Raw genomic sequence first — 20,341 nt, forward strand, 5'->3', positions numbered from 1 at the left:
TGAGCGCCCGCGCCGCACCCGACGACTCGATCACCGCACCCCACGACGAGGAGAACCCCTGCCCATGTCATCCCGCCTGTCCGCCCCGCTGATCGCCGCCGCGACCTCGACCGCCCTGCTGCTGACCTCCTGCGGCGCCGGATCGACCGACTCCGCCGCCGAGGACGACCAGGTCATCCGCGTCGCCTCGCATATGCCGCCGATGACCGACGTCGTCGAGCTCGCCTCCGAGGTCGCCGCCGAGGACGGCTGGGACGTCGAGCTCGTCCGCGTGAACGACAACGTCCAGTACAACCGGCTGCTGGTCGACGGCGAGGTCGACGCCAACTTCGCCCAGCACGAGCCCTACATGCAGAAGTTCGAGGAGGAGAACGACGCCGATCTGACCGCGATCGCTCCGATCTACGACGCCAAGGTCGGCTTCTACTCCCGGGACTACGACGACGTCGCCGACATCCCCGACGGCGCGAAGGTCGCCCTGCCCAACGACATCTCCAACGAGGGTCGGGCGCTGGCCATCCTCGACGAGCAGGGGCTGATCACCCTGCGCGAGGGCGTGGGCTTCGACGGCCGCCTCTCCGACATCGAGGAGAACCCGCATGACTTCGAGTGGGCGCAGGTCGACCTGCTGAACCTGTCCTCCGCCTACGAGGAGGACGACGTCGCGCTGGTCTACAACTATCCGACCTACATCTCCAAAGTCGGCCTCACTCCGGAGGACGCGCTCTTCCTGGAGGAGACCGTCGATCAGCGGTTCTCCATCTCGCTGGTCGCTCGTGCCGAGGACGAGGAGTCGGAGAAGATCCGGGCGCTGCGCGAGGCGATGACCGGCGAGGAGGTCCGCGACTTCCTCACCGAGGAGCACTCGGCCACGCTGCTTCCGGCGTTCTGAGCGGCGTGGATCCGGCATGACGACGGCGCCCGCCCTTCGACCGGCTGGGTCGAGGGGCGGGCGCCGCATCAGGGGGTGCGGAGCGCCGACGTCGACGACGTCGCCGTCATGCGCCGGTCTCCGCGGCTCAGGCGACGGCCGCGCGCAGCTCCTCGGCCGCCGAGCCGATGTCCTCGGCCGAGTACAGGGCGCCGCCGGCGACGGCGATCTGCGCTCCGGCGGCCTTCACGTCGCCGGCGGTGGTGGAGCTGACGCCCCCGGCGACGGAGAACGGCACGCCGGCGGAGCGGCCGGCGGTGAGCAGGCCGTCCAGCGAGTAGCCCTCCTGGGCCTGCTCGTCCAGGCCGGCGTGCATCTCCACGAACTCGGCGCCGAGCTCGACGGCCTGCTGGGCGCGGAGGGCCTTGTCCTCCACGCCGATCAGGTCGACCACCACGCCCTTGCCGTGGCGGGTCGCGGTCTCGACCGCGCCGGCGATGGTGCTGTCGTCGGCGGTGCCGAGCACGGTGACCAGGTCCGCGCCGGCGTCGAAGGCGATCTCGGCCTCCAGCCCGCCGGCGTCCATCGTCTTCAGGTCGGCCAGGATGATCTTGTCCGGGTGCGCGGCCTTCACCGCCGTGACGGCGGCGAGTCCCTCGCTCTTGATGAGCGGGGTGCCGAGCTCGAGGATGTCGACGTGCGGGGCCGCCGCGGCGGCCCACTCCAGGGCCTGGGCGGTGGTCAGGGTGTCCATGGCGAACTGGATCTTCATCGGGGTCTGCATCACAGGTCTCCTTCAGCGGGGTCGGGGAGGGCGGGATCGGGCCGGCGAGCGTGCCGGCGGGTCATTCGAGGTTCGCGTGGTACGGCCAGAGGTCGTCGCCGGTGAGGCCGCTGCGGCGCCACAGCGCGTGGAAGATCGCATCGCCGAGCAGCGCCACGCTCTGTTCGAAGAGGCCTCCGGCGTACTGCGCGGAGACGGCGCCGCTGCGGTCGAGCTTCTGCGCGGCGGGCACGACCACGGCGGCGTCGGCGAGCTCGGTCAGCGGAGAGCCGGACGTGGCGGTGACGGCGGCGACGCGCGCGCCGGCCGAGCGGGCCTTCTCCGCCGACCGCAGCACGCCGCCGGTGGTGCCGGAGCCGCTGGCGGTCAGCAGCACGTCGCCGGGGCGGATCGCCGGGGCGGTCGTCTCGCCGACGACGTGGACGGTCCGGCCCAGGTGCATCAGACGCATCGCGGTCATCCGCAGGGCGAAGCCCGAGCGTCCGGCGGCCAGCACGAAGACCCGGTCGGCGTCGTCGACGACGCGGGCGAGGGACTCCAGCGCCTCGGGGGTGAGGGCCAGAGCCTCGACGGTGCTGGTCAGCTCGGCGGTGATCGTCCGGAGGGCGCCGGCGACGGCGGTGTCGTCGGCGTCCGCCGGAGCGGAGGCGGGGTTCATGGCAGCGGGGGCGACAGTGGTGTCGGTGTCCATGGAGACGATCCTGCCGGTGTGAGCGCCGTCGCACAGTCCCTCGAACGTCCAGGCGACCTGCCCGTTCGGGCAGGTCGGATAGTCTGGAGGCATGTCGGAGAACTCACCGGAGGCGTCCGAGTCGGCCGACCGGCTCCGGGCGTCCCGCCACACCCGGGCCCTCTCGGAGCTGGCGGATCGTCACGCGGTGACGCTGGAGTCGCTGCTGGCCGCCCTGCGCTCGCCCCGCCTGGGAGACCGCGAGGCGCGGGAGGCCGCGATCACCGTCGCCTCCTCCGCTCTGGTCGAGATGCGCTCGGCGGAGAAGCAGGGGGCGGATCTGCTGGAGCCGGTCACCGGCGCCTTCGCCCAGCTGAAGTCCGAGCTCCGTCCGATGATGCGGTACGGCCGCGTCGCGGTGGAGTTCGTCGAGCCGCCGGCCAACGGGCGCGCGCTGCCGGGAGACGTGGCCCATGCCGCGCGGGCGGTGGTCCGCAGCGCCGTGCTGACGCTGGTGGACTCGGCGAACGCGCGGCGGGTCCGGGTGCACTGGGACTGCGACGGCCTCCACCTGCTGATGCATCTCCGCGACGACGGCGACGGCGAGCTCGGCGCCCACGACGACGTGCTGCGGCCGATCGCCGACCACGTGAGCGCCTTCGAGGGACGGATGGGGGTCGAGTCGACCCTCGGCTGGGGCACGGAGATCAGCATCGCCGTCCCGCTGGATCCGGTGCCGGCGCCGCTGGCCGTCGACGACCTCGGCGACCTCAGCCCGCGCGAGACCGAGGTCCTGCAGCATCTCGGCCGCGGCGCGCGGAATGCGGCGATCGCGGAGGAGCTGGGGATCAGCGGGCACACGGTGAAGTTCCACATCTCGAACCTGCTGCGCAAGACCGGCGCCCGCAGCCGCGCCGAGCTGATCGCGCTGCTGCGCTGATCGACGCTGACCGACGCGTGCCGGCGCCGACCGGTCGGCCGCGGGCCGTCAGTCGCGCAGCGCCTCGAGCGCGGCCCGCATCGCCTCCGGCAGTCGGCACGGCCGGCCGGTCTCCCGGTCGACGGTGGCGATGGTCGTCGACGCGGTCACGCGCGGGGCGTCCTCGCCGTCGGCGCAGACCGCATAGCCGATCGTGCAGCTGGCCGCCGAGACTGTCGGCACGGTCAGCTCGACGGTGATCGGGGAGTGCTCGTAGTCCAGCTGCCGGCGGTAGGTCACCTGCAGGTCGGCGACCACCGACCACACCGGCGAGTCCGCCGCGAGCCGCGGGAAGGCGCCGTCGCCGGAGTCCGGAGCCCAGAGTCCGCGGGTGCGGGCCTCCTCCAGCAGGCGCACGACGGCGGCGTTGTTGACGTGGCCGAAGGCGTCCAGATCGCCCCAGCGCAGGTCCAGTCGCACCGGGATGCCGGTCATCGCAGTCTCCTGTCTCATGCGGTGTGCTCGCAACGGGCGCCGCCGCGGACGCTGTGCCGCAGTCCGTCTGATCAGGGGCGACGGCGCGCCGTCGGCGGAGTCCGTCACAGAGGGACATCTGCGGAATGTCGGGGACATGCCCGGCTGTTAGCGTACAAGGTCCTTCAGCGCCCGCCTGAACACATCTGACGAGGAAGTCCATCATGATCCGTCGTTCCATCGCCGTCACCGCAGCCGCCGTCGCCGTGCTCGCCACCGCCGCCTGCGGCGAGCCGCAGACCCGCGGAGACGCGGGAGATTCCGAGTCCTCCGCCGAGCCGGTGACCCTCGAAGAGGTCCAGGAGGCCGGCACGCTGGTCGTCGGCACCGAGGGCACCTACCCTCCGTTCACCTACCATGAGGGCGGCTCCGGCGAGCTGACCGGCTACGACGTCGACGTCGCCGAGGCCGTCGGCGAGGAGCTCGGCGTCGACGTGCAGTTCGAGGAGACGCAGTGGGACGCGCTGCTCTCCGGACTGACGGCCGGCCGCTTCGACATGCTGGCCAATCAGGTCACCATCACCGAGGAGCGCCGGGAGGACTACACCTTCTCCGAGCCCTACACCTACTCCAACGGGGTGATCGTCACCCGCTCCGACGACGACTCGATCACCGCCTTCGAGGACCTCGAGGGCACGACGACGGCGCAGTCGCTGACCAGCAACTGGTACGGCATGGCGGAGGAGGCCGGCGCCGAGATCGAGCCGGTCGAGGGCTGGGCGCAGTCGGTCGACCTGCTCGAGCAGGGCCGGGTGGACGCGACGATCAACGATCGGCTCTCCTACCTGAACTATCAGGAGGAGGAGAACAACACGAACATCGCGATCGCCGTGCAGACCGAGGAGCAGTCGCGGGCGGCGATGGCCTTCCCGAAGGGCTCGGGCTCGCTGGCCGACGCCGTCGACGAGGCCCTGGCCGCCCTGGCCGAGGACGGCACGCTGACCGAGCTCAGCGAGAAGTACTTCGACGGCGACTACACGACCTCGGAGGCCGCGACCGCGGCGGGCGCTGAGGAAGGCTCCGGCGACTGATGGGCGAGACCTGGCAGCTCGTCCTGGACTCGTTCTGGCCGCTGCTGCAGGGCGCGCTGGTCGGCACCATCCCGCTGACGCTGATCAGCTTCGCCCTCGGGCTGGTCATCGCGCTCGTGGTGGCGATCATGCGGCTCTCCGGCCGCCGGGTGCTCGTCGGGCTCGGCCGCGCCTACGTCTCGGCGATCCGCGGGACCCCGCTGCTGGTCCAGCTCTTCGTGATCTTCTACGGACTGCCGCAGGTCGGGCTCACCTGGGCCGCCTGGCCCAGCGCCGTCGTCGCGCTGTCGCTGAACGTGGGCGGCTACGCCGCCGAGATCATCCGCGCGGCGATCCTCTCAGTGCCTGCCGGCCAGTGGGAAGCCGGCTACACCGTCGGCATGTCCCGGGGCCAGACGCTGCGGCGGATCATCCTGCCGCAGGCCGCCCGGGTCTCGGTGCCGCCGCTGTCGAACTCCTTCATCTCGCTGGTCAAGGACACCTCGCTGGCCGCGATGATCCTGGTCGACGAGACGTTCCGCACCGCCCAGGAGATCGCCGCGGCGACCAACGAGTACCTGATCATCTACATGGAGGTCGCCGTGATCTACTGGGTGATCTGCCTGGTGCTGTCGGCGGCGCAGGGCCGTCTGGAGAGGAGGCTGGAACGCCATGTCGTCCGTGCCTGACCACACCCCCGCCCCGTCGTCGGGCGCTCTGCTGGAGGTCTCCGGGCTGCGCAAGTCCTTCGGCGGCACCGAGGTGCTGACCTCCATCGACCTGCGCGTGGACACCGGCACCGTGGTCGCGCTGATCGGCCCGTCCGGCTCCGGCAAGACCACCGTGCTGCGCTGCCTCAACGGGCTCGAGCAGCCCGACGCCGGCGTCATCAGCTTCGACGGCGGCCCGTCGGTGACCTTCTCCGCGGCCACCACGCGGCGGCGGCGCGAGTCGCTGCGCACCCGCAGCGCGATGGTCTTCCAGGGCTACAACCTCTTCCCGCACCGCACTGTGCTGCAGAACGTCACCGAGGGGCCGATCCACGCGCTGGGCCGGTCGAAGGCCGAGGCGGAGGAGCTGGCGATGCGGCTGCTGGATCGGGTCGGACTGGCCGAGCGTCGGGACGCCTACCCGCATGAGCTCTCCGGCGGGCAGCAGCAGCGCGTGGGCATCGTCCGGGCGCTGGCGATGACGCCGTCGCTGCTGCTCTTCGACGAGCCGACGTCGGCGCTGGATCCGGAGCTGGTCGGCGACGTGCTGCGCGTGATCAAGGAGCTGGCCGAGGAGGGCTGGACCATGGTGCTGGTGACCCATGAGCTCTCCTTCGCCCGCGACGTCGCCGACGAGGTCGTCTTCATGGACGGCGGCGTCGTGGTCGAGCGCGGCCCGGCGTCCCAGGTGCTCGGCGAACCGAGGCAGGAGCGCACGCAGCGCTTCGTCCACCGGCTGCTCAACCCGTTCTGAGGCGGGTCAGTCCCGCAGCGGCGAGCCGGCCACCTCGAAGCGGTGCCCGCCCATGTCTCCGGTGAGCATCGGCATCGCCTCGGCGATCGCCTCCTTCACGCTCTCCAGCTGCAGCGAGTCGTCGTGCGCCTCGCGCGAGGTCCACAGCTCGGCGACGAAGACCGTGTCGGGCTGCTCGTCGTCGACGCCGACTTCGTAGCTCAGACAGCCGGCCGCGGCCAGCTGCGGGTTGTGCCGGGACAGGATGGCGACGACGTCGTCGCGATGCCCGGGCTGGACGTCGATGGTTCCCACGTTCGCGAAAGTCATGCCGCAACCCTAGGAGTCCATGTCGACGCCGCACAGCCCCTCGCGGCCGTCGACGGCCTCGACCAGCAGCGCCGCGCCCATGCCGCCGCCGATCGCACAGGCGATCAGGCCGCGGGTCCCGGCCGGCGCGGTCGCCAGCCGGTGGACGAGATGCGTCGCGGCCACGGCCGGGGAGGCGCCCCAGGGGTGACCGAGCGCCAGGGCCCCGCCGTCGGCGTCGACTCGCGGGTCGCCGGCGCCCAGTCCGAGCGCGTCGAGGCAGGCCAGCGCCTGGGCGGCGTAGGCCTCGACGATCTCCACCGCGGCCAGGTCCTCGAGCCGCGTCCCGGTCGCGGCGAGCACCTGCGCCGCGGCGGGGGCCGCGGCGATCCCCGGCAGGGCGGGGTCGGCGCCGATCAGCGCCCGGCCGCGCACCCGCACGCCGGCCAGTCCGAGAGCGCGGGCCCGTGCGGCGGGCATCAGCAGCAGCGCCGCGGCGCCGTCGGCCGGCCGGGCCGCCGTCGCCGGGGTGACGCTCGCGCCCGGCTCTGCCCGGACCGGGCGGAACCGGGACGTCAGCGCCGGGGTGAGCCGTCGCGGGCCGTCGTCGACGATCCCGCCGAGGGGCGCGACCGGCGCGGGATCCTCCGTGCGGTCCCCGGCTGTGCGATCCCCGGCTGTGCGGTCCCCGGCTGTGCGGTCCCGGGCCGTGCGATTCCCGGCCGCATGCCGCCGGGCCAGAGCATGACTGCGCCGGGCGAAGGCCTCCTGTCGGGCCCGTGGGATGCCGCGGCGGGCCGCCAAGTCGTCGGCCGCGGCGGTCATGTCCGGGTCGGGGAAGCCGGCGGCGGTGAAGGGTCGCTGGTGGACTCCGCCGCCGGCGCGCCTCTCCGCCGGCAGCCCGGAGACGCTCTCCGCCCCGCCGGCGGCGACGACGCCGCCGTCCTGCTCGACCGTCGCCGCGGCCTGCTGCAGCGCCACCAGCGAGGAGCCGCACTGCGCGTCGACGGTCCAGCCCGGACAGCCGACGCCGAATCCCGCGACCAGCGCCGCGCGCCGGCCGAGATTGCCGCCGTCGCCGAGACTGCTGCCCAGCACGACCTGCTCGGGCCGCGCCCCGGCCCGGCGGGCGACCTCGGCCAGGGCGACGCCGGCGAGCTCATGGGCGGTCATCGACGCCAGCGCCCGCCCGCGGGCGGTGATCGGCGTGCGCGCGGCGGCGACGATCACTGCGCCGGCCTCCTGCCGTCCCGCTCTGCTCATCGGATCCCGCCTCGCACGGCCGCCGGCTCCTCCTCGAGCCGCGGCAGGGCCCGCAGCTCCGCGGCGTCGAGCCGACGGACCTTGCCCGAGCCGGTGCGCGGCAGCCGGGCGACGCGGTGCCAGCGCCGCGGCCGCTGCGCCGGGGCCAGGCGCTCCCGTGCGGCGCGGCGCAGGGCCGCGGTGCTGGGTCCGTCCGGGGCGACTTCGACGCCGGCCAGCACCAGCTGCCCGGCCCGCGGCTCGGGCGTGCCGACCACGAGGGCCGCCGAGACGCCGTCGAGACGCTCCAGCTCGGCCTCGACGTCAGCCGGGGACACGGTCGCGCCGGCGGTGAGGATCGCCTCGTCGGCCCGGCCGTGCAGGGTGAGCACGCCGTCGTCGTCGAGCGAGGCGCGGTCGCCGACGGTGAGCCAGTCGCCGTCGCGGCGCATCGGTCCGCCGCCGAGCGTGGTCAGTGCGGCCTGCGGGGTGCGGACCCAGAGCTCGTGGTCGCGCAGGCGGACTTCGACGCCGTCCAGCGGCCGCAGCCCGTCGCCGTGGTCGAAGGCCACGAAGGACAGCTCGGCGGCGCCGGCATAGCCGACGACGCGCAGGCCGTGGGCCCGGGCGCGGGCGGCGAGCTCCGGGTCCAGGGCCGCGCCGCCGATCAGCGCCGAGCGGATGCTGCTCCGCGCGCGGCCCTCGAGCAGCTCGACCAGATCCTGCAGATGCCAGGGCGTGCCGTGGAGCAGCGTCGGTCCGTCGAGGTCGGCGGCCGTCAGTCGCGCCGAGCGCGGGACGCTGAAGCCGGCGGTGCGGGCGGCGGCGTGCGCGAGGCCGAAGAGCGTCATGGAGGACACCGGATGGACCGGCAGCAGGATCCGGTCGCCGGGTTCGGCGTCGAGGGCGGCGTCGACGGCGTCGAAGGCGACCTCCCAGGACGCCGCGCTGCGCAGCACCACCCGCGGACGGCCGCTGCTGCCGGAGGTGAAGGTCGCCCAGGCGGTCTCGTCAGGCAGCGTGCTCGCCTCCACGGCGGCAACGACCTCGGCCCAGTGTTCGTCGCTCCACCGCTCGTCGCCGACCAGCGGGACCTTGCCGGCCGTGCGGGCCTGAAGCGCCTGAAGCAGCACCTGCCGGTGGTCGGCGCCGCGCAGCGGGCGCAGCCGCGGTGCGCCGCCGCCGGGGGTCATCGCCGGACCTCCGGGCGACGGAAGGCCGTCGGGTAGGCCCGATGCAGGCCGACGGTGATCGCGGCGGCGAGGATCACCTTGACCAGGTCGCCGGGGAGGAAGGCCGCCGAGAGCAGCGCCGTCTCCCGCAGGCCCAGGCCGGTGACGGCCGACTGCACCGGGATGCCCAGGGCGTAGATGACGACGATGCCGCCGACGAGGGAGCCGATCAGCACCCGCGGCCAGGTCGGCCGGACCCGGCCGGTGCGGCGCGCGCCGGCGTGGACGATCCACCCGATCACCACGACGCCCAGCACCCAGCCGAGGAGGTATCCGGCGGACGGCCCGGCGAAGGCGCCCAGGCCGCCGCGGCCGCCGGAGAGCAGCGGCAGCCCGGCGGCGACCAGCGTCTCGAGCAGCAGCACTGCCGCGGCCCCCTGTCGCGGGCCCAGCACGGCGCCGGCCAGCATGACGCCCAGCGTCTGGGCGGTGATCGGCACCGGGATGCCCGGGACCGGCACGGCCCCGGGGATGCCGAGGGCGGCGATGACCGCGGCGAAGACGGCCACCCGGGCCAGCGCCCGGGCGGCGTGGGCGTCGGCGGGGCGGCGGGACACGGACGACGGCGCCGGCGGCGCGGTCGACGAGGCGAGGGGCTCGGACACGGATCCTCCTGGGCGCGACAGCTTTTGAACGGTGTTCAAAACCGTACTGCCTGGGGAGGTCTCCGGGCTGGAGGATGACGTCGGCTCGCCGCGCGCGGTTCAGCCGGCTCGGCTCACTCCGGGCGCAGCGTCGTGGAGTGCACCGTCTCGCCCAGCCCGTCGCGCAGCGAGACGGTGAGGGTGTCGTCCGCGGCGAGGTCGACATGGCCGAAGTACTGGCTCGTCCCGTCGCGCGGGGACTGGTTCGCGTGCCGGCCGGCCCGGTGGAAGACCGCCTCCGGGCCGAAGGTCATGTCCAGCTCGTTCGGGCCGAAGGAGCCGGCGTTGATCGGACCGGCGACGAACTCCCAGAAGGGGGCGAAGTCGGTGAAGGCCGCCCGCTCGGGGGAGTAGTGGTGGGCGGCGCAGTAGTGGACGTCGGCGGTCAGGAAGACGACGTTGTGCACGTCAGCGTCCTTCAGCGCCTTCAGCAGCCGGGCGATCTCCAGCTCCCGGCCCAGCGGCGCGCCGTCGTCCGCGTTGGCGATCGCCTCCTGGGCGTCGCCGTCGGGGACGATGACGCCCAACGGGAGATCGTTGAGCACCACCTTCCACGTCGCCCGGGAGCGGGTCATCTCACGGATCAGCCACTGCAGCTGCTCCTCGCCGAGGATCGAGGTCTGCTCGGTCTCGGTGCCGGCGCTGTTCGGAGACTTGAACGAGCGCATGTCCAGGGAGAAGAGATCGAGCTGCGGGCCGCGGGAGATCTTCCGGTGGATGCGCGCCGGCTCGAAGCCGTTCCCGCGGCCCATCGCCCGCGGATCGGCGATCGGCTGGAACTCCTGCCAGGCGCGGCGCCCGCGGGCGGCCAGCGTGTCGACGTCGCGGACGGTGTAGCGCTCGTCGTCGAGCACCTCGCCGGGCCACCAGTTGTTGGTGGTCTCGTGGTCGTCCCACTGGGCGATGACCGGGACCTCGGCGTACATCGCGCGGATATTGGCATCCATGAGGTTGTAACGGTGCCGGCCGCGGTACTCCTCCAGCGTCTCGGCGACCTTGGACGCCTCCTCGGTGACCAGGTTGCGCCAGATCTGCCCGTCGGGCTCCTCGACCGTCTCGGCCAGCGGCCCGTCGGCGTAGATGGTGTCGCCGGAGTGGACGAAGAAGTCCGGGGCGGTCTCGTGCATCGCCCGGTAGGCGAACATCCCGCCGATCTCCTCGTTGATGCCCCACCCCTGGCCGGCGGTGTCGCCGGTCCAGACGAAGCTCTGCCCGCCGGCGAGGTCGACGTCGCGACCCTTCCCGTGCCATCCGGGCCCGCCGGCGGCGGTGGAGAAGCTGCCCTCGCCGGCCTCGCCGAGCCGGCCCTGCTCGTCCTCGAACTGCATCGTGACGGCGAAGCGGGTGGCCGGCGGCAGGTTCTCCGCGCTCAGCCGGGCGGTGAAGTCGGTCTCGGGGCGGGCGACGCCGCCGCGCAGCGTGCGGGAGAAGGCGTTCTTGCCGCGCAGCGGGGCGCCGTCGGCGTCGACGGCGGTGAGCCGGGCGATCAGCCGGCCGGGGCCGGAGCTGCGCGACCACAGCACCGCCGAGCGGTCGGTGGGATCGCCGAACTGCAGGCCGGAGGGCAGGGTGAGCCGGTCGGCGACCAGCGGCGACGCCGTGGCCGACGGAGCCGCGGGCAGCGTCAGGGCGCCGGCGGCGGCCGCACCCAGCGAGCCGGTCAGCAGCGTGCGGCGGGACAGCGGGGACGGGGCGGGGAAGTCAGCCATGCGCTCAGCTCACCGCATGGACGTGACCACATGGTGAACCGCGGGCCAACCCCGGTCCACCGCGTCGCCGTGCGACGGCGAGGGCGACGTCGGCGGCCCGGCCCTGGTCAGCCGCAGATCAGCGAGGCCAGCGCCTCGTCGGAGGCGGCCAGCTGCTCCCGGTCGTGGATGCTGGTCCAGGCCATGACCTCCTCCGCGCCGGAGGCCTCCAGCAGGTCCGTCAGCTGCTCGCCGACCTCGGCGGCGGTGCCGACCACCGCCGCGTCGAGATGCCGGCGCATCGCCGCGTCCGCGGCGTCGGAGACTCCGGCGCTCAGCTGCTCCTCCACCGCCTCCAGCGGCTCGAGCGGACGGAACTCGCCGACCTCGCGGGTGCGGGCCAGCGCCCAGGCCTCGGGCAGCAGCAGGCGCCGAGCCTGCGCGGCGGAGTCGGCGACGGCGACGTCGACGCTGAGGATCAGCCGCGGCTCCGGCTCGGCCGTCGTCGGGCGGAAGTCGCGGCGGTACGCCGCGAGGCGCTCGGGACGGCGCAGCAGGTCGCCGCCGACGACGGCCGGCAGACCCAGCTCGGCGGCGACGACGAGTCCGTCGCCCATGGCCAGCTGGAGGATGGGCGGCGGGTCGGCGACCTGCGGGCGGGCGGTGATGGGCGCGTCGTCGTGCAGATGGTCGATCAGCTCGCGGACCAGCTCCGGGTACTCGCCGTCGTCGAGCCGGGTGCGGCCCAGCGCCCGGCGCACGCCGGCGGTGTAGCCCAGCGAGGCGCCCAGGCCCAGGTCCAGGCGGCCGGGATGCAGCGCCTCGAGCAGCCGGGCCTGCTCGGCGACGCCGGGGACTCCGTGGTGCTCGGCCACCCAGAAGCGATGAAAGCCCAGGGTCTCGGCGCGACGGACACGGTCGACGAGTCCGGTCAGCGCGGCGGCGTCGGGCTCTCCGGCCCGGGTGCGGGCGCGGTCCAGCAGCGAGATCCTCATCGCAGGCCAGTCTTCCACGGTCCGCCGCGCCGACGGGCGGCTCCGGGGCGCAGACGGTGTCGGGTCCGAGGGGCGCCCTGGTATCTTTCCGCCACGCGCCCCGACAGGTGCGAGCAGAAGCAGCCAGGACGGAACGGACCGGCCAGGATGGGCCTTGCCGGTCACGGCAGGGGACGAGGAGGCGGCATGAGCACGGCACCGGTGCCGCAGGGCACGCTCGAGGACGGGCCGCGCGGTCGCGAGCTGCGGATCCGGCGACGGATCCCGGCCCGGATCGAGGAGGTCTGGGCGGCGATGACGGAGCCCGCCCGGCTGCAGCGATGGATCGGTCGGTGGGAGGGTGATCCGGACTCCGGGGCGGTCACCTTCTTCATGACGGCCGAGGACGAGGACGCCGAGCCCGAGACATTCGCGATCACCGAGTGCGAGCCGCCCCGCCGCTTCGCCGCGGACACCGGAGTCGGCGCGAGCACGTGGCACCTGCGCGTCGAGCTGAGCCGGGAGGACGGCCTCACCCGGCTGATGTTCGCCCAGGTCGTCGGGGAGGACCCGCTCGGCAGCATCGGCCCGGGGTGGGAGTACTACCTGGACCGGCTCGTCCGGGTGCTGGACGGCGAGGACCCGGGCTCGGTGGACTGGCGGGACTACCACCCCGCGATGAGCGCCTATTACGAGTCCCTGGCGCGCTGAGCGAGCGTGGCCGCTCCGGACGACGTCGAGGGACGGCCCGGCCGGAGCATCCGGCGGGACCGTCCCTCGACGCGTCGGGAGCGGCAGGTGCGGTCAGAGCCGGCGGCTCAGCCCTCGACGTTCGCCGGGATCACCGCGGACCAGATCTCGCGGAGCTCGTCGAGCCCCAGGATGAAGGAGCCCCCCTCGAAGTCCCCGGCGACCTCGAGCTCGCCGGACTCGGCGTCGACGACGCCCAGTCGCAGCGCCGGCAGCCCGCGGGCGGTGATCATGTCCTTGAAGCGGACCTCCTCGCTGCGCGGCAGCGCGACCAGCGCCCGGCCGGCCGACTCGCTGAACAGCGCGGTGGCCGGGTCGAGGCCGTCGCGCTCGCAGAGCGCATCCAGGTTCACCCGCGAGCCGACGCCGAAGCGCAGGCTCATCTCCACCAGTGCGGCCGCCAGACCGCCCTCGGAGAGGTCGTGGGCGGCGTCGACCATCCCGTCGCGGGAGGCGTTGATCAGCACCGCGCCCAGCGTCTTCTCCCGCTCGAGGTCCACCTGCGGCGGACGGCCGCCGAGGTGCCCGTGCAGCCGGGCGTACTCCGAGCCGTCCAGCTCTGCGGCGGTCTCGCCGAGCAGGTAGATCGCCTGCCCGTCGGCCCACCGCTCGAAGCCCGACGGCGTGCGCCGGCCGACGTCGTCGAAGGCGCCGAGGACGCCGACCACCGGGGTCGGGTGGATGGCGTTCCCGCCGGTCTGGTTGTACAGCGAGACGTTGCCGCCGGTGACCGGGATGCCCAGCTCGCGGCAGCCGTCGGCCAGGCCGCGGACGGCCTCGGCGAACTGCCACATGATCGGCGGGTCCTCCGGCGAGCCGAAGTTCAGGCAGTCCGAGACCGCCTTCGGGATCGCCCCGGAGGTGGCCACATTGCGGTAGGCCTGGGCCAGCGCCAGCTGCGCGCCGGTGTACGGGTCCAGATAGGCGTGCCGCGGCGTGGCGTCCACCGACAGGCCGACGCCGAGGCCGGTGGACTCGTCGACGCGGACCACTCCCGAGTCGTCGGGCTGCGACAGCGCGGTGTTGCCGCCGACGAAGCGGTCGTACTGGTCGGTGATCCAGGACGGGTCGGCCAGGTTCGGGTTGGTCACCAGCTCGGCGACGGCGGTGCCCAGCTGCTCGGCCGTCCGCGGCAGGTTCTGCCCGGCGTCAGTGGCGGCGAAGGAGTCGGCCTGCACGGCGTCCAGCCAGTCGGGGCGCTCGTAGGGGCGCTCGTAGACGGGTCCGTCGTGGGCGACGGTGCGCGGGTCGACGTCGACGATGGTCTCGCCGTTCCAGTCGATCACCAGCCGACCGGTGTCGGTGACCTCGCCCAGCCAGGAGTACTCCACGCCCCACTTCGCCAGCGTGCGCTCGAAGGCCTCGACGTTCTCCGGCGTCACCACGGCCATCATCCGCTCCTGCGACTCCGACATCAGGATCTCGCCGGGGGTCAGCGTGGGGTCGCGCAGCAGCACGTCGGTGAGTTCGACATGCATGCCGCCCTCGCCGTTGGAGGCCAGCTCGCTGGTCGCGCAGGAGATTCCCGCCGCACCCAGGTCCTGGATGCCCTCGACGAGCTCGCCGCCGAAGAGCTCCAGGCAGCACTCGATGAGCACCTTCTCGCTGAACGGGTCGCCCACCTGCACCGAGGGGCGCTTCGAGGGCTTGGAGTCGTCGAAGGCCTCGGAGGCCAGCACCGAGGCGCCGCCGATGCCGTCGCCGCCGGTGCGCGCGCCGAAGAGCACCACTCTGTTGCCCACGCCGGAGGCGTTGGCCAGACGCAGGTCCTCATGCCGCATCACGCCGACCGCCAGCGCGTTGACCAGCGGGTTGGCCTGGTAGCAGGCGTCGAACTCGACCTCGCCGCCGATGTTCGGCAGGCCCAGCGAGTTGCCGTAGCCGCCGACGCCGGCGACGACGCCGGGCAGCACGCGCCGGGTGTCGGGGTGGTCGATCTCGCCGAAGCGCAGCGCGTCCATCACCGCCACCGGGCGGGCACCCATGGAGATGATGTCGCGGACGATGCCGCCGACGCCGGTGGCCGCGCCCTGGTAGGGCTCCACATAGCTGGGGTGGTTGTGCGACTCGATCTTGAAGGTCACCGCCCAGCCGTCGCCGAGGTCGGTGACTCCGGCGTTCTCGCCGATGCCCACCATCAGGTCGGTCTTCATCTCCTCGGTGACCTTCTCGCCGAACTGGCGCAGATGGACCTTCGAGGACTTGTAGGAGCAGTGCTCGGACCACATCACCGAGTACATCGCCAGCTCGGCGGCGGTGGGGCGGCGGCCGAGGATCGCGACGATGCGCTCGTACTCGTCGGCCTTCAGCCCCAGCTCGTCCCAGGGCAGTTCGACGTCCGGGGTGGAGGAGGCGTGCTCGACGGTGTCGATGGAGAAGTCCTGGTCGCTCATGCGGCGCCTCCTGCAGGGTCGGATCCGGCCTCGGAGCCGGCGAGGGAAGAGATCACGGAGGTGAAGACGGTCAGCCCGTCGGTGCCGGAGCGCATGCCGGTCGCGTCGTCGGGGCCGAAGCCGGCCTCCACGGCATGCTCGGGATGCGGCATCAGGCCCACGACGTTGCCGGCGGCGTTGGTCACCCCGGCGATGTCCTGCCGCGAGCCGTTGGGATTGGTCCCGACGTAGCGGAAGGCCACCCGGCCCTCGGCCTCGAGCTGCTCGAGGGTGGCCGCGTCGGCGACGTACTGGCCGTCCTGGTTCTTCAGCGGCACGGTGATCAGCTCGTCGTCGGTGAACTGCGCGGTCCAGGCGGTGGAGGTGTTCTCCACGCGCAGCACCTGATCGCTGCAGCGGAACCGCAGGTGGTCGTTCTTGATCATCGAGCCGGGCAGCAGATGCGCCTCGGTGAGGATCTGGAAGCCGTTGCAGATGCCCAGCACCGGCAGTCCGGCGCCGGCGGAGGAGTCGGCGGACTCGGCGATCCGGCGCATCAGCGGGGCGAAGCGGGAGATCGCCCCGGCGCGCAGGTAGTCGCCGTAGGAGAAGCCGCCGGGGACGATGACCGCGTCGACGTCGCCCAGCGCGTCGTCGGCGTGCCACAGCGGCACCGCCGTGCCGCCGGCGACCCGCACCGCACGGGCGGCGTCGCGGTCGTCCAGCGTGCCGGGGAAGGTGACGACGCCGATGCGCGCGCCGTCGAGGGTCGGCGTGCCGGAGGCGGAGCCCGTCTCGCCGATCAGGGGAGTCTCGGATGCCTGCGCCATGGTCAGCCCTCGTCTCCGGCGCCGGCCTCGGCCGGGTCATCCTCCACCCGGACGTCGACGACGTCCTCGATGACCGGGTTGGACAGCATCTCGGCGGCGGCCTCGCGGGCCTGGGCCAGGACGGCGTCGGTGATCTCGCCGTCGACGCTCAGCTCGAAGCGCTTGCCCTGCCGGACCGCGGAGAACCCGCGGAAGCCGAGGTGGGGCAGTGCTGAAGCGATGGCTTTGCCCTGCGGGTCGAGGATCTCAGGCTTGGGCATGACCTCGACGACGATGCGCGGCATACAGTCTCCTGTGCTCGTGTGCGGGTGACGCCCGCGGACAGGACTGCCGGCCGCCGGACCGGGGCGGACCGCCGGAGAGGTGCCGTCTCACGCGCCGGGGAGCGCGCTCCGCGAGCTTGCCCGACGAGTCTACCGGCTGTGGGACCCGCGCGCGGAGCCGGTGCGGGACGGTCTCGCCGGGGCCGCGCCGCCGTGACCGGCGGACGGGGCGGACGGGGCGGATCGCTCGGAATCCCTGGTGATCAGGGTCACCTGCGGGCTACTCTGGGAGGGTCATCGTCGCCGTCTGCGACGGCGACCGCCGCGAGGAGAGCTGGCAGCGGGGTGAGTGCGATGGAGACCGTCCCGGAGCGCGCCGAGGTCGTGGTGATCGGCGCCGGAATCGTGGGCAGCAGCCTGGTGCGGCATCTGGCCGAGCTGGGCCGACGAGACATCCTGCTGGTGGATAAGGGGCCGCTGCCCGACCCCGGAGGCTCCACCGGCCATGCGTCGAACTTCGTCTTCCCGGTGGACCACTCCAAGGAGATCACCGAGCTGACGCTGGACTCGATGCGCCAGTACGCCGAGCTCGACGTGCTGATCCGCTGCGGCGGCATCGAGGTCGCCCGCACGCCGGAACGGCTGCAGGAGCTGCGCCGCCGGCTGACCTCGGCGCACGCCTGGGGCGTGGACGCCGAGCTGATCTCGCCGGAGCGCATCCGCGAGCTGGTGCCCTGGATCCGCGAGGACCTGCTCATCGGCGGCTTCCACACGCCCACCGGAGCGGTGGTCGATCCGATCCGCGCCGGCGAGCTGATGCGCGCCCGCGCCGAGGAGCTCGGCGCGCTGCGCACGCTCGCCGAGACCGAGATCACCGGCTTCGACGTCGACGGCGGCCGAGTGCGGGCCGTGCACACCTCGCGCGGCCGCGTGGAGGTCGAGCAGGTCGTCGTCGCCTGCGGGGTCTGGAGCCCGCAGATCGCCGCACTGGCCGGCGCCTCGGTGCCGCTGACCCCGGTGGTGCACCAGATGATGGACGTCGGCCCGATCGACGAGCTCGCCGAGACGGGGGAGGACATCTCCCGGCCGCTGGTCCGCGACATGGACGCGCGGATGTACGAGCGCCAGCGCGGCGCCGACCTGGAGATCGGCTCCTACGCCCACCGGCCGATCCTCCATGACCCCGCCGAGATCCCGCCGGTGGGCAGCCCCGGGCAGCGCTCGCCGACGGAGATGCCCTTCAGCGAGGCCGACTTCGCTCCGCAGCTGGCCCATGCGAAGCAGCTGTTCCCCACGCTGGTGGACCGCGACGACGTCGGCGTGGTCGACGCCGTCGACGGACTGCTGTCCATCACTCCCGACGGCGCCCCGGTGCTCGGCGAGACCGCCGAGGTCGACGGGCTGTGGTCGGCCGCTGCGGTCTGGATCAAGGAGGCCCCCGGCGTCGGCCGGGCCGTGGCCGAGTGGATGACGGCCGGGGCCAGCGAGATCGACGTCCACGGGGCTGATGTCACGCGCTTCGCCCCGCACGCTCGCACCCGGCACCATGCCCGCGCCCGGGCGGCCGAAGGCTTCCCCAAGGTCTACGGCATCGTGCATCCGCGCGAGCAGTGGGCCAGCCATCGGCCGGCGCGGACCAGCCCGCTGCAGCTGCGCACCGAGGCCCTCGGCGCGGAGTTCTTCGAGGGCGCCGGCTGGGAGCGTCCGCAGTGGTACCGCAGCAACGAACGCCTGCTGGCCGACTACGGCGAACGCGTCGAGCGACGGCTGCACGAGTGGGACGCCCGCTGGTGGTCGCCGATCATCGAGGCCGAGCATCTGGCGATGCGCGAGCGCGCGGCGATGATCGACCTCAGCTTCTTCGCCGTCTTCGACGTGACCGGCCCCGGGGCGCTGGAGGCGGTCCAGCACCTGGCCGTCGCGAATGCGGACAAGGAGCCCGGCCGGGTCATCTACACTCCGCTGCTCGACGCCCGCGGCGGCTTCCGCGCGGACCTGACCATCCTGCGGCTGGACGAGCAGCATTTCCGGATCATCACCGGAGCCGCCGACGGCGCGCGCGACCTGGCCTGGATCCGCCGCCGTCTGCCGGAGTCGGCCCGCGGCCGGGCGACGGTGACCGACCTGAGCTCGGCGACCTCGGCGATCGGGCTGTGGGGCCCGCGGGCCCGCGACGTCGTCGCCGCGCTGACCGACGAGGACGTCTCCGCCGCCGGATTCGGCTTCGGCGCCGCCCGGGAGGTGACGCTGGCGGGGATCCCGACGCTGATGGTGCGGATCTCCTACGTCGGCGATCTCGGCTGGGAGATCCACACCGCCGCCGAGCACGCCGTCGCGCTGTGGGACGCGCTGGCCGAGGCCGGCCGTGAGCATGGAGCGGTGCCCGCCGGCGCCGGCGTCTACGGCACCACCGGCCGGCTGGAGAAGGCCCACCGGCTGATGGGCGCGGAGCTGGCCCCGGACCGCGACCCGGTCGAGGCCGGGCTGGCGCTGCCGCGGGTGAAGAGCGCAGACTTCCTCGGCAAGGAGGCCTATCTGGCCGTGCGCGAGCAGGAGCCGGCCGCGGTGCTCTGCTCGCTGGTCATGGACGGCCCCGGGGCGGCCGAGCCGCGGTTCCCCGCCGGCAACGAACCGATCCTCGCGCCGGACGGCTCGCCGCTGCGCGACGCCCGCGGCCGACGCAGCTACGTCACCAGCGCCGGGCCTGCGCCGTCGCTGGGCGAGCATCTGCTGCTGGCCTACCTGCCGCCCGAGGTCGCCGTCGACGGCGCGCAGCTGGCCGTGGAGATCCTCGCGGTCCGCCAGCCGGTGCGGGTGCTGACCGTCGGGCGGACGGCGCCGTTCGACCCGGAGCACGCGCGGATGAAGGGCTGAGCGCAGCCGGGGCCGGGTCCGGGGATCGGGCCCGGGCTCAGGCCGCGCCGCCCCGATGCCCCATGCGCCGGGAGAGCTCGGCGGCGGCGTGGAGCACCGCCGTGCGGATCTCCGGCAGCCGCTCGGACGGCAGCCGGTAGGCCGGCCCGGCCGCGCTGATCGCGGCGACGACCCCGCCGCTGTGGTCGAGCACCGGCGCGCCGACGGCGTTGAGCCCCTCCTCGTACTCCTCGAGGGCCTCGGCGAAGCCCTGGTCGCGGATGGCGCCGAGCTCCGCGTCGAGGTGCGCGGCGTCGAGGGTGTGTGCGGTGAACGCGTCGAGCCCCGCCACGACGACATCCTGCCGCTCGTCGGCGGGCAGATGGGCGAGCAGCACTTTGCCCGAGGACGTCGCATGCAGCGCGGTGCGCTGACCGATCCAGTTGCGCATCGCCACGGCGGAGTCGCCCTGGGACTGGCAGACATTGATCGCCACGCCGTCGCGGGTGATCGCGACGTTGGTGGTCTCGCCGACTTCGGCGGAGAGCCGGTCGCAGATCGGCTGGGCCTCCACGCCGATGTCGAGTCGGGCCGCGGTCGCGCTGGCCAGCCGCAGGCAGCCCACGCCCAGATGGAAGCCGTCGGCGCGGGTCGGCGGCTCGATCATGTCATGGCCGACCAGCGTCTCGACCAGCCGGCCGACGGTGGACTTGTGCACGCCCAGCTCGCGGGCCATCGCGCTGAGCGTGGCCTCGCCGTCGCGGGCCAGGATGTGCAGGATCTGCAGCGCGCGGTCCACCGAGCGCACCGTCGTCGAGGACTCGGCGGTCGTCGGCGCGGCCGCGGCCAGGCCTCCGGTGGAGGCCGACGGCGCAGTCCGGCGGGCGTCGTCCTCCCAGCCGTCGTCGGGGTCCTCGGCGGGGGCGGATGCAGGGTTCATGGGCTTCGAGAGT

20 protein-coding genes are annotated in these 20,341 nt (G+C 73.6%); 7 read left to right on the forward strand and 13 right to left on the reverse strand.

The features are described from left to right. Nucleotides 1-64 precede the first annotated feature (64 nt). Entirely contained in the window at nucleotides 65-892 is an 828-nt protein-coding gene (locus ABD652_RS11240) for a MetQ/NlpA family ABC transporter substrate-binding protein (protein ID WP_344721365.1), read from the forward strand. A gap of 127 nt (nucleotides 893-1,019) precedes the next feature. On the opposite strand, the gene hxlA is transcribed toward ABD652_RS11240, so the two are convergent. Together hxlA and hxlB are read right to left on the reverse strand one after the other, a co-directional pair. Continuing rightward, on the reverse strand, nucleotides 1,020-1,643 hold the full coding sequence (gene hxlA / locus ABD652_RS11245; protein WP_344721639.1) for a 3-hexulose-6-phosphate synthase: 624 nt from the start codon (nucleotides 1,641-1,643) through the stop codon (nucleotides 1,020-1,022). A gap of 73 nt (nucleotides 1,644-1,716) precedes the next feature. Beyond that, nucleotides 1,717-2,346, reverse strand: a complete 630-nt coding sequence (hxlB, locus tag ABD652_RS11250) for a 6-phospho-3-hexuloisomerase (protein WP_344721367.1) — start codon at nucleotides 2,344-2,346, stop codon at nucleotides 1,717-1,719. A 91-nt stretch (nucleotides 2,347-2,437) separates the two neighbouring features. Here hxlB and ABD652_RS11255 point away from each other — a divergent pair, with 91 nt between their 5' ends. Next, nucleotides 2,438-3,265, forward strand: coding sequence for a helix-turn-helix transcriptional regulator (locus ABD652_RS11255; RefSeq protein ID WP_344721369.1), 828 nt, complete (start codon nucleotides 2,438-2,440; stop codon nucleotides 3,263-3,265). Nucleotides 3,266-3,313: 48 nt separating this feature from the next. Here ABD652_RS11255 and ABD652_RS11260 read toward each other — a convergent pair whose 3' ends face one another. Continuing rightward, nucleotides 3,314-3,757, reverse strand: coding sequence for an acyl-CoA thioesterase (locus ABD652_RS11260; RefSeq protein ID WP_344721371.1), 444 nt, complete (start codon nucleotides 3,755-3,757; stop codon nucleotides 3,314-3,316). Nucleotides 3,758-3,942: 185 nt separating this feature from the next. Between ABD652_RS11260 and ABD652_RS11265 the strand changes: the two genes are divergently transcribed. Genes ABD652_RS11265 through ABD652_RS11275 form a run of 3 tightly spaced genes read left to right on the forward strand, consistent with a single transcriptional unit; the run spans nucleotide 3,943 to nucleotide 6,252 of the window. Continuing rightward, nucleotides 3,943-4,809: an amino acid ABC transporter substrate-binding protein gene (locus tag ABD652_RS11265; protein WP_344721373.1), complete on the forward strand. Its 867-nt coding sequence runs from the start codon at nucleotides 3,943-3,945 to the stop codon at nucleotides 4,807-4,809. Further along, nucleotides 4,809-5,477, forward strand: coding sequence for an amino acid ABC transporter permease (locus ABD652_RS11270; protein ID WP_344721375.1), 669 nt, complete (start codon nucleotides 4,809-4,811; stop codon nucleotides 5,475-5,477). The genes ABD652_RS11265 and ABD652_RS11270 overlap by 1 nt, the downstream gene beginning before the upstream one ends. Continuing rightward, nucleotides 5,461-6,252 carry an amino acid ABC transporter ATP-binding protein gene (locus tag ABD652_RS11275; RefSeq protein WP_344721377.1) on the forward strand — a complete coding sequence of 264 codons (792 nt, stop codon included), beginning with the start codon at nucleotides 5,461-5,463 and terminating at the stop codon, nucleotides 6,250-6,252. The genes ABD652_RS11270 and ABD652_RS11275 overlap by 17 nt, the downstream gene beginning before the upstream one ends. Nucleotides 6,253-6,258: 6 nt before the next feature. Here ABD652_RS11275 and ABD652_RS11280 read toward each other — a convergent pair whose 3' ends face one another. The 6 genes from ABD652_RS11280 to ABD652_RS11305 form a co-directional block, all read right to left on the reverse strand. Beyond that, nucleotides 6,259-6,561, reverse strand: a complete 303-nt coding sequence (locus tag ABD652_RS11280) for a putative quinol monooxygenase (RefSeq protein WP_344721379.1) — start codon at nucleotides 6,559-6,561, stop codon at nucleotides 6,259-6,261. A 9-nt stretch (nucleotides 6,562-6,570) separates the two neighbouring features. After that, nucleotides 6,571-7,803 carry a thiolase family protein gene (locus ABD652_RS11285; protein ID WP_344721381.1) on the reverse strand — a complete coding sequence of 411 codons (1,233 nt, stop codon included), beginning with the start codon at nucleotides 7,801-7,803 and terminating at the stop codon, nucleotides 6,571-6,573. Next, nucleotides 7,800-8,975, reverse strand: a complete 1,176-nt coding sequence (locus ABD652_RS11290; RefSeq protein WP_344721383.1) for a class I adenylate-forming enzyme family protein — start codon at nucleotides 8,973-8,975, stop codon at nucleotides 7,800-7,802. The genes ABD652_RS11285 and ABD652_RS11290 overlap by 4 nt, the downstream gene beginning before the upstream one ends. After that, nucleotides 8,972-9,619, reverse strand: coding sequence for a biotin transporter BioY (locus tag ABD652_RS11295; protein WP_425574577.1), 648 nt, complete (start codon nucleotides 9,617-9,619; stop codon nucleotides 8,972-8,974). Before ABD652_RS11295 ends, ABD652_RS11290 begins: the two co-directional genes overlap by 4 nt. 113 nt (nucleotides 9,620-9,732) lie before the next feature. Beyond that, nucleotides 9,733-11,367, reverse strand: a complete 1,635-nt coding sequence (locus ABD652_RS11300) for an alkaline phosphatase D family protein (protein ID WP_344721385.1) — start codon at nucleotides 11,365-11,367, stop codon at nucleotides 9,733-9,735. A gap of 107 nt (nucleotides 11,368-11,474) precedes the next feature. Beyond that, the gene (locus ABD652_RS11305; RefSeq protein ID WP_344721387.1) at nucleotides 11,475-12,341 is read right to left on the reverse strand and encodes an LLM class flavin-dependent oxidoreductase; all 867 of its coding nucleotides are present in this window, start codon (nucleotides 12,339-12,341) and stop codon (nucleotides 11,475-11,477) included. 186 nt (nucleotides 12,342-12,527) lie between these two features. Between ABD652_RS11305 and ABD652_RS11310 the strand changes: the two genes are divergently transcribed. Continuing rightward, a complete protein-coding gene (locus tag ABD652_RS11310; protein ID WP_344721389.1) occupies nucleotides 12,528-13,031 on the forward strand; it encodes an SRPBCC domain-containing protein in 504 nt (167 codons plus the stop codon). A gap of 107 nt (nucleotides 13,032-13,138) precedes the next feature. Here the strand turns inward: ABD652_RS11310 and purL are convergent, their stop codons facing one another. Genes purL through purS form a run of 3 tightly spaced genes read right to left on the reverse strand, consistent with a single transcriptional unit; the run spans nucleotide 13,139 to nucleotide 16,556 of the window. Beyond that, the gene (purL, locus tag ABD652_RS11315; RefSeq protein ID WP_344721391.1) at nucleotides 13,139-15,463 is read right to left on the reverse strand and encodes a phosphoribosylformylglycinamidine synthase subunit PurL; all 2,325 of its coding nucleotides are present in this window, start codon (nucleotides 15,461-15,463) and stop codon (nucleotides 13,139-13,141) included. Next, entirely contained in the window at nucleotides 15,460-16,272 is an 813-nt protein-coding gene (gene purQ / locus ABD652_RS11320) for a phosphoribosylformylglycinamidine synthase subunit PurQ (RefSeq protein WP_344721393.1), read from the reverse strand. Before purQ ends, purL begins: the two co-directional genes overlap by 4 nt. Nucleotides 16,273-16,274: 2 nt before the next feature. Beyond that, nucleotides 16,275-16,556: a phosphoribosylformylglycinamidine synthase subunit PurS gene (gene purS, locus ABD652_RS11325; RefSeq protein ID WP_344721395.1), complete on the reverse strand. Its 282-nt coding sequence runs from the start codon at nucleotides 16,554-16,556 to the stop codon at nucleotides 16,275-16,277. A 333-nt stretch (nucleotides 16,557-16,889) separates the two neighbouring features. On the opposite strand from purS, the gene ABD652_RS11330 reads away from it, so the two are divergent. Beyond that, nucleotides 16,890-19,409, forward strand: coding sequence for a GcvT family protein (locus ABD652_RS11330; protein WP_344721397.1), 2,520 nt, complete (start codon nucleotides 16,890-16,892; stop codon nucleotides 19,407-19,409). Between the two features lie 37 nt (nucleotides 19,410-19,446). Here ABD652_RS11330 and ABD652_RS11335 read toward each other — a convergent pair whose 3' ends face one another. Next, nucleotides 19,447-20,328: an IclR family transcriptional regulator gene (locus ABD652_RS11335; RefSeq protein WP_344721399.1), complete on the reverse strand. Its 882-nt coding sequence runs from the start codon at nucleotides 20,326-20,328 to the stop codon at nucleotides 19,447-19,449. Between the last annotated feature and the right edge of the window lie 13 nt (nucleotides 20,329-20,341).

It is taken from the genome of Nesterenkonia halobia, assembly GCF_039536005.1.
GTDB classification, from domain to species: Bacteria; Actinomycetota; Actinomycetes; order Actinomycetales; family Micrococcaceae; genus Nesterenkonia; species Nesterenkonia halobia.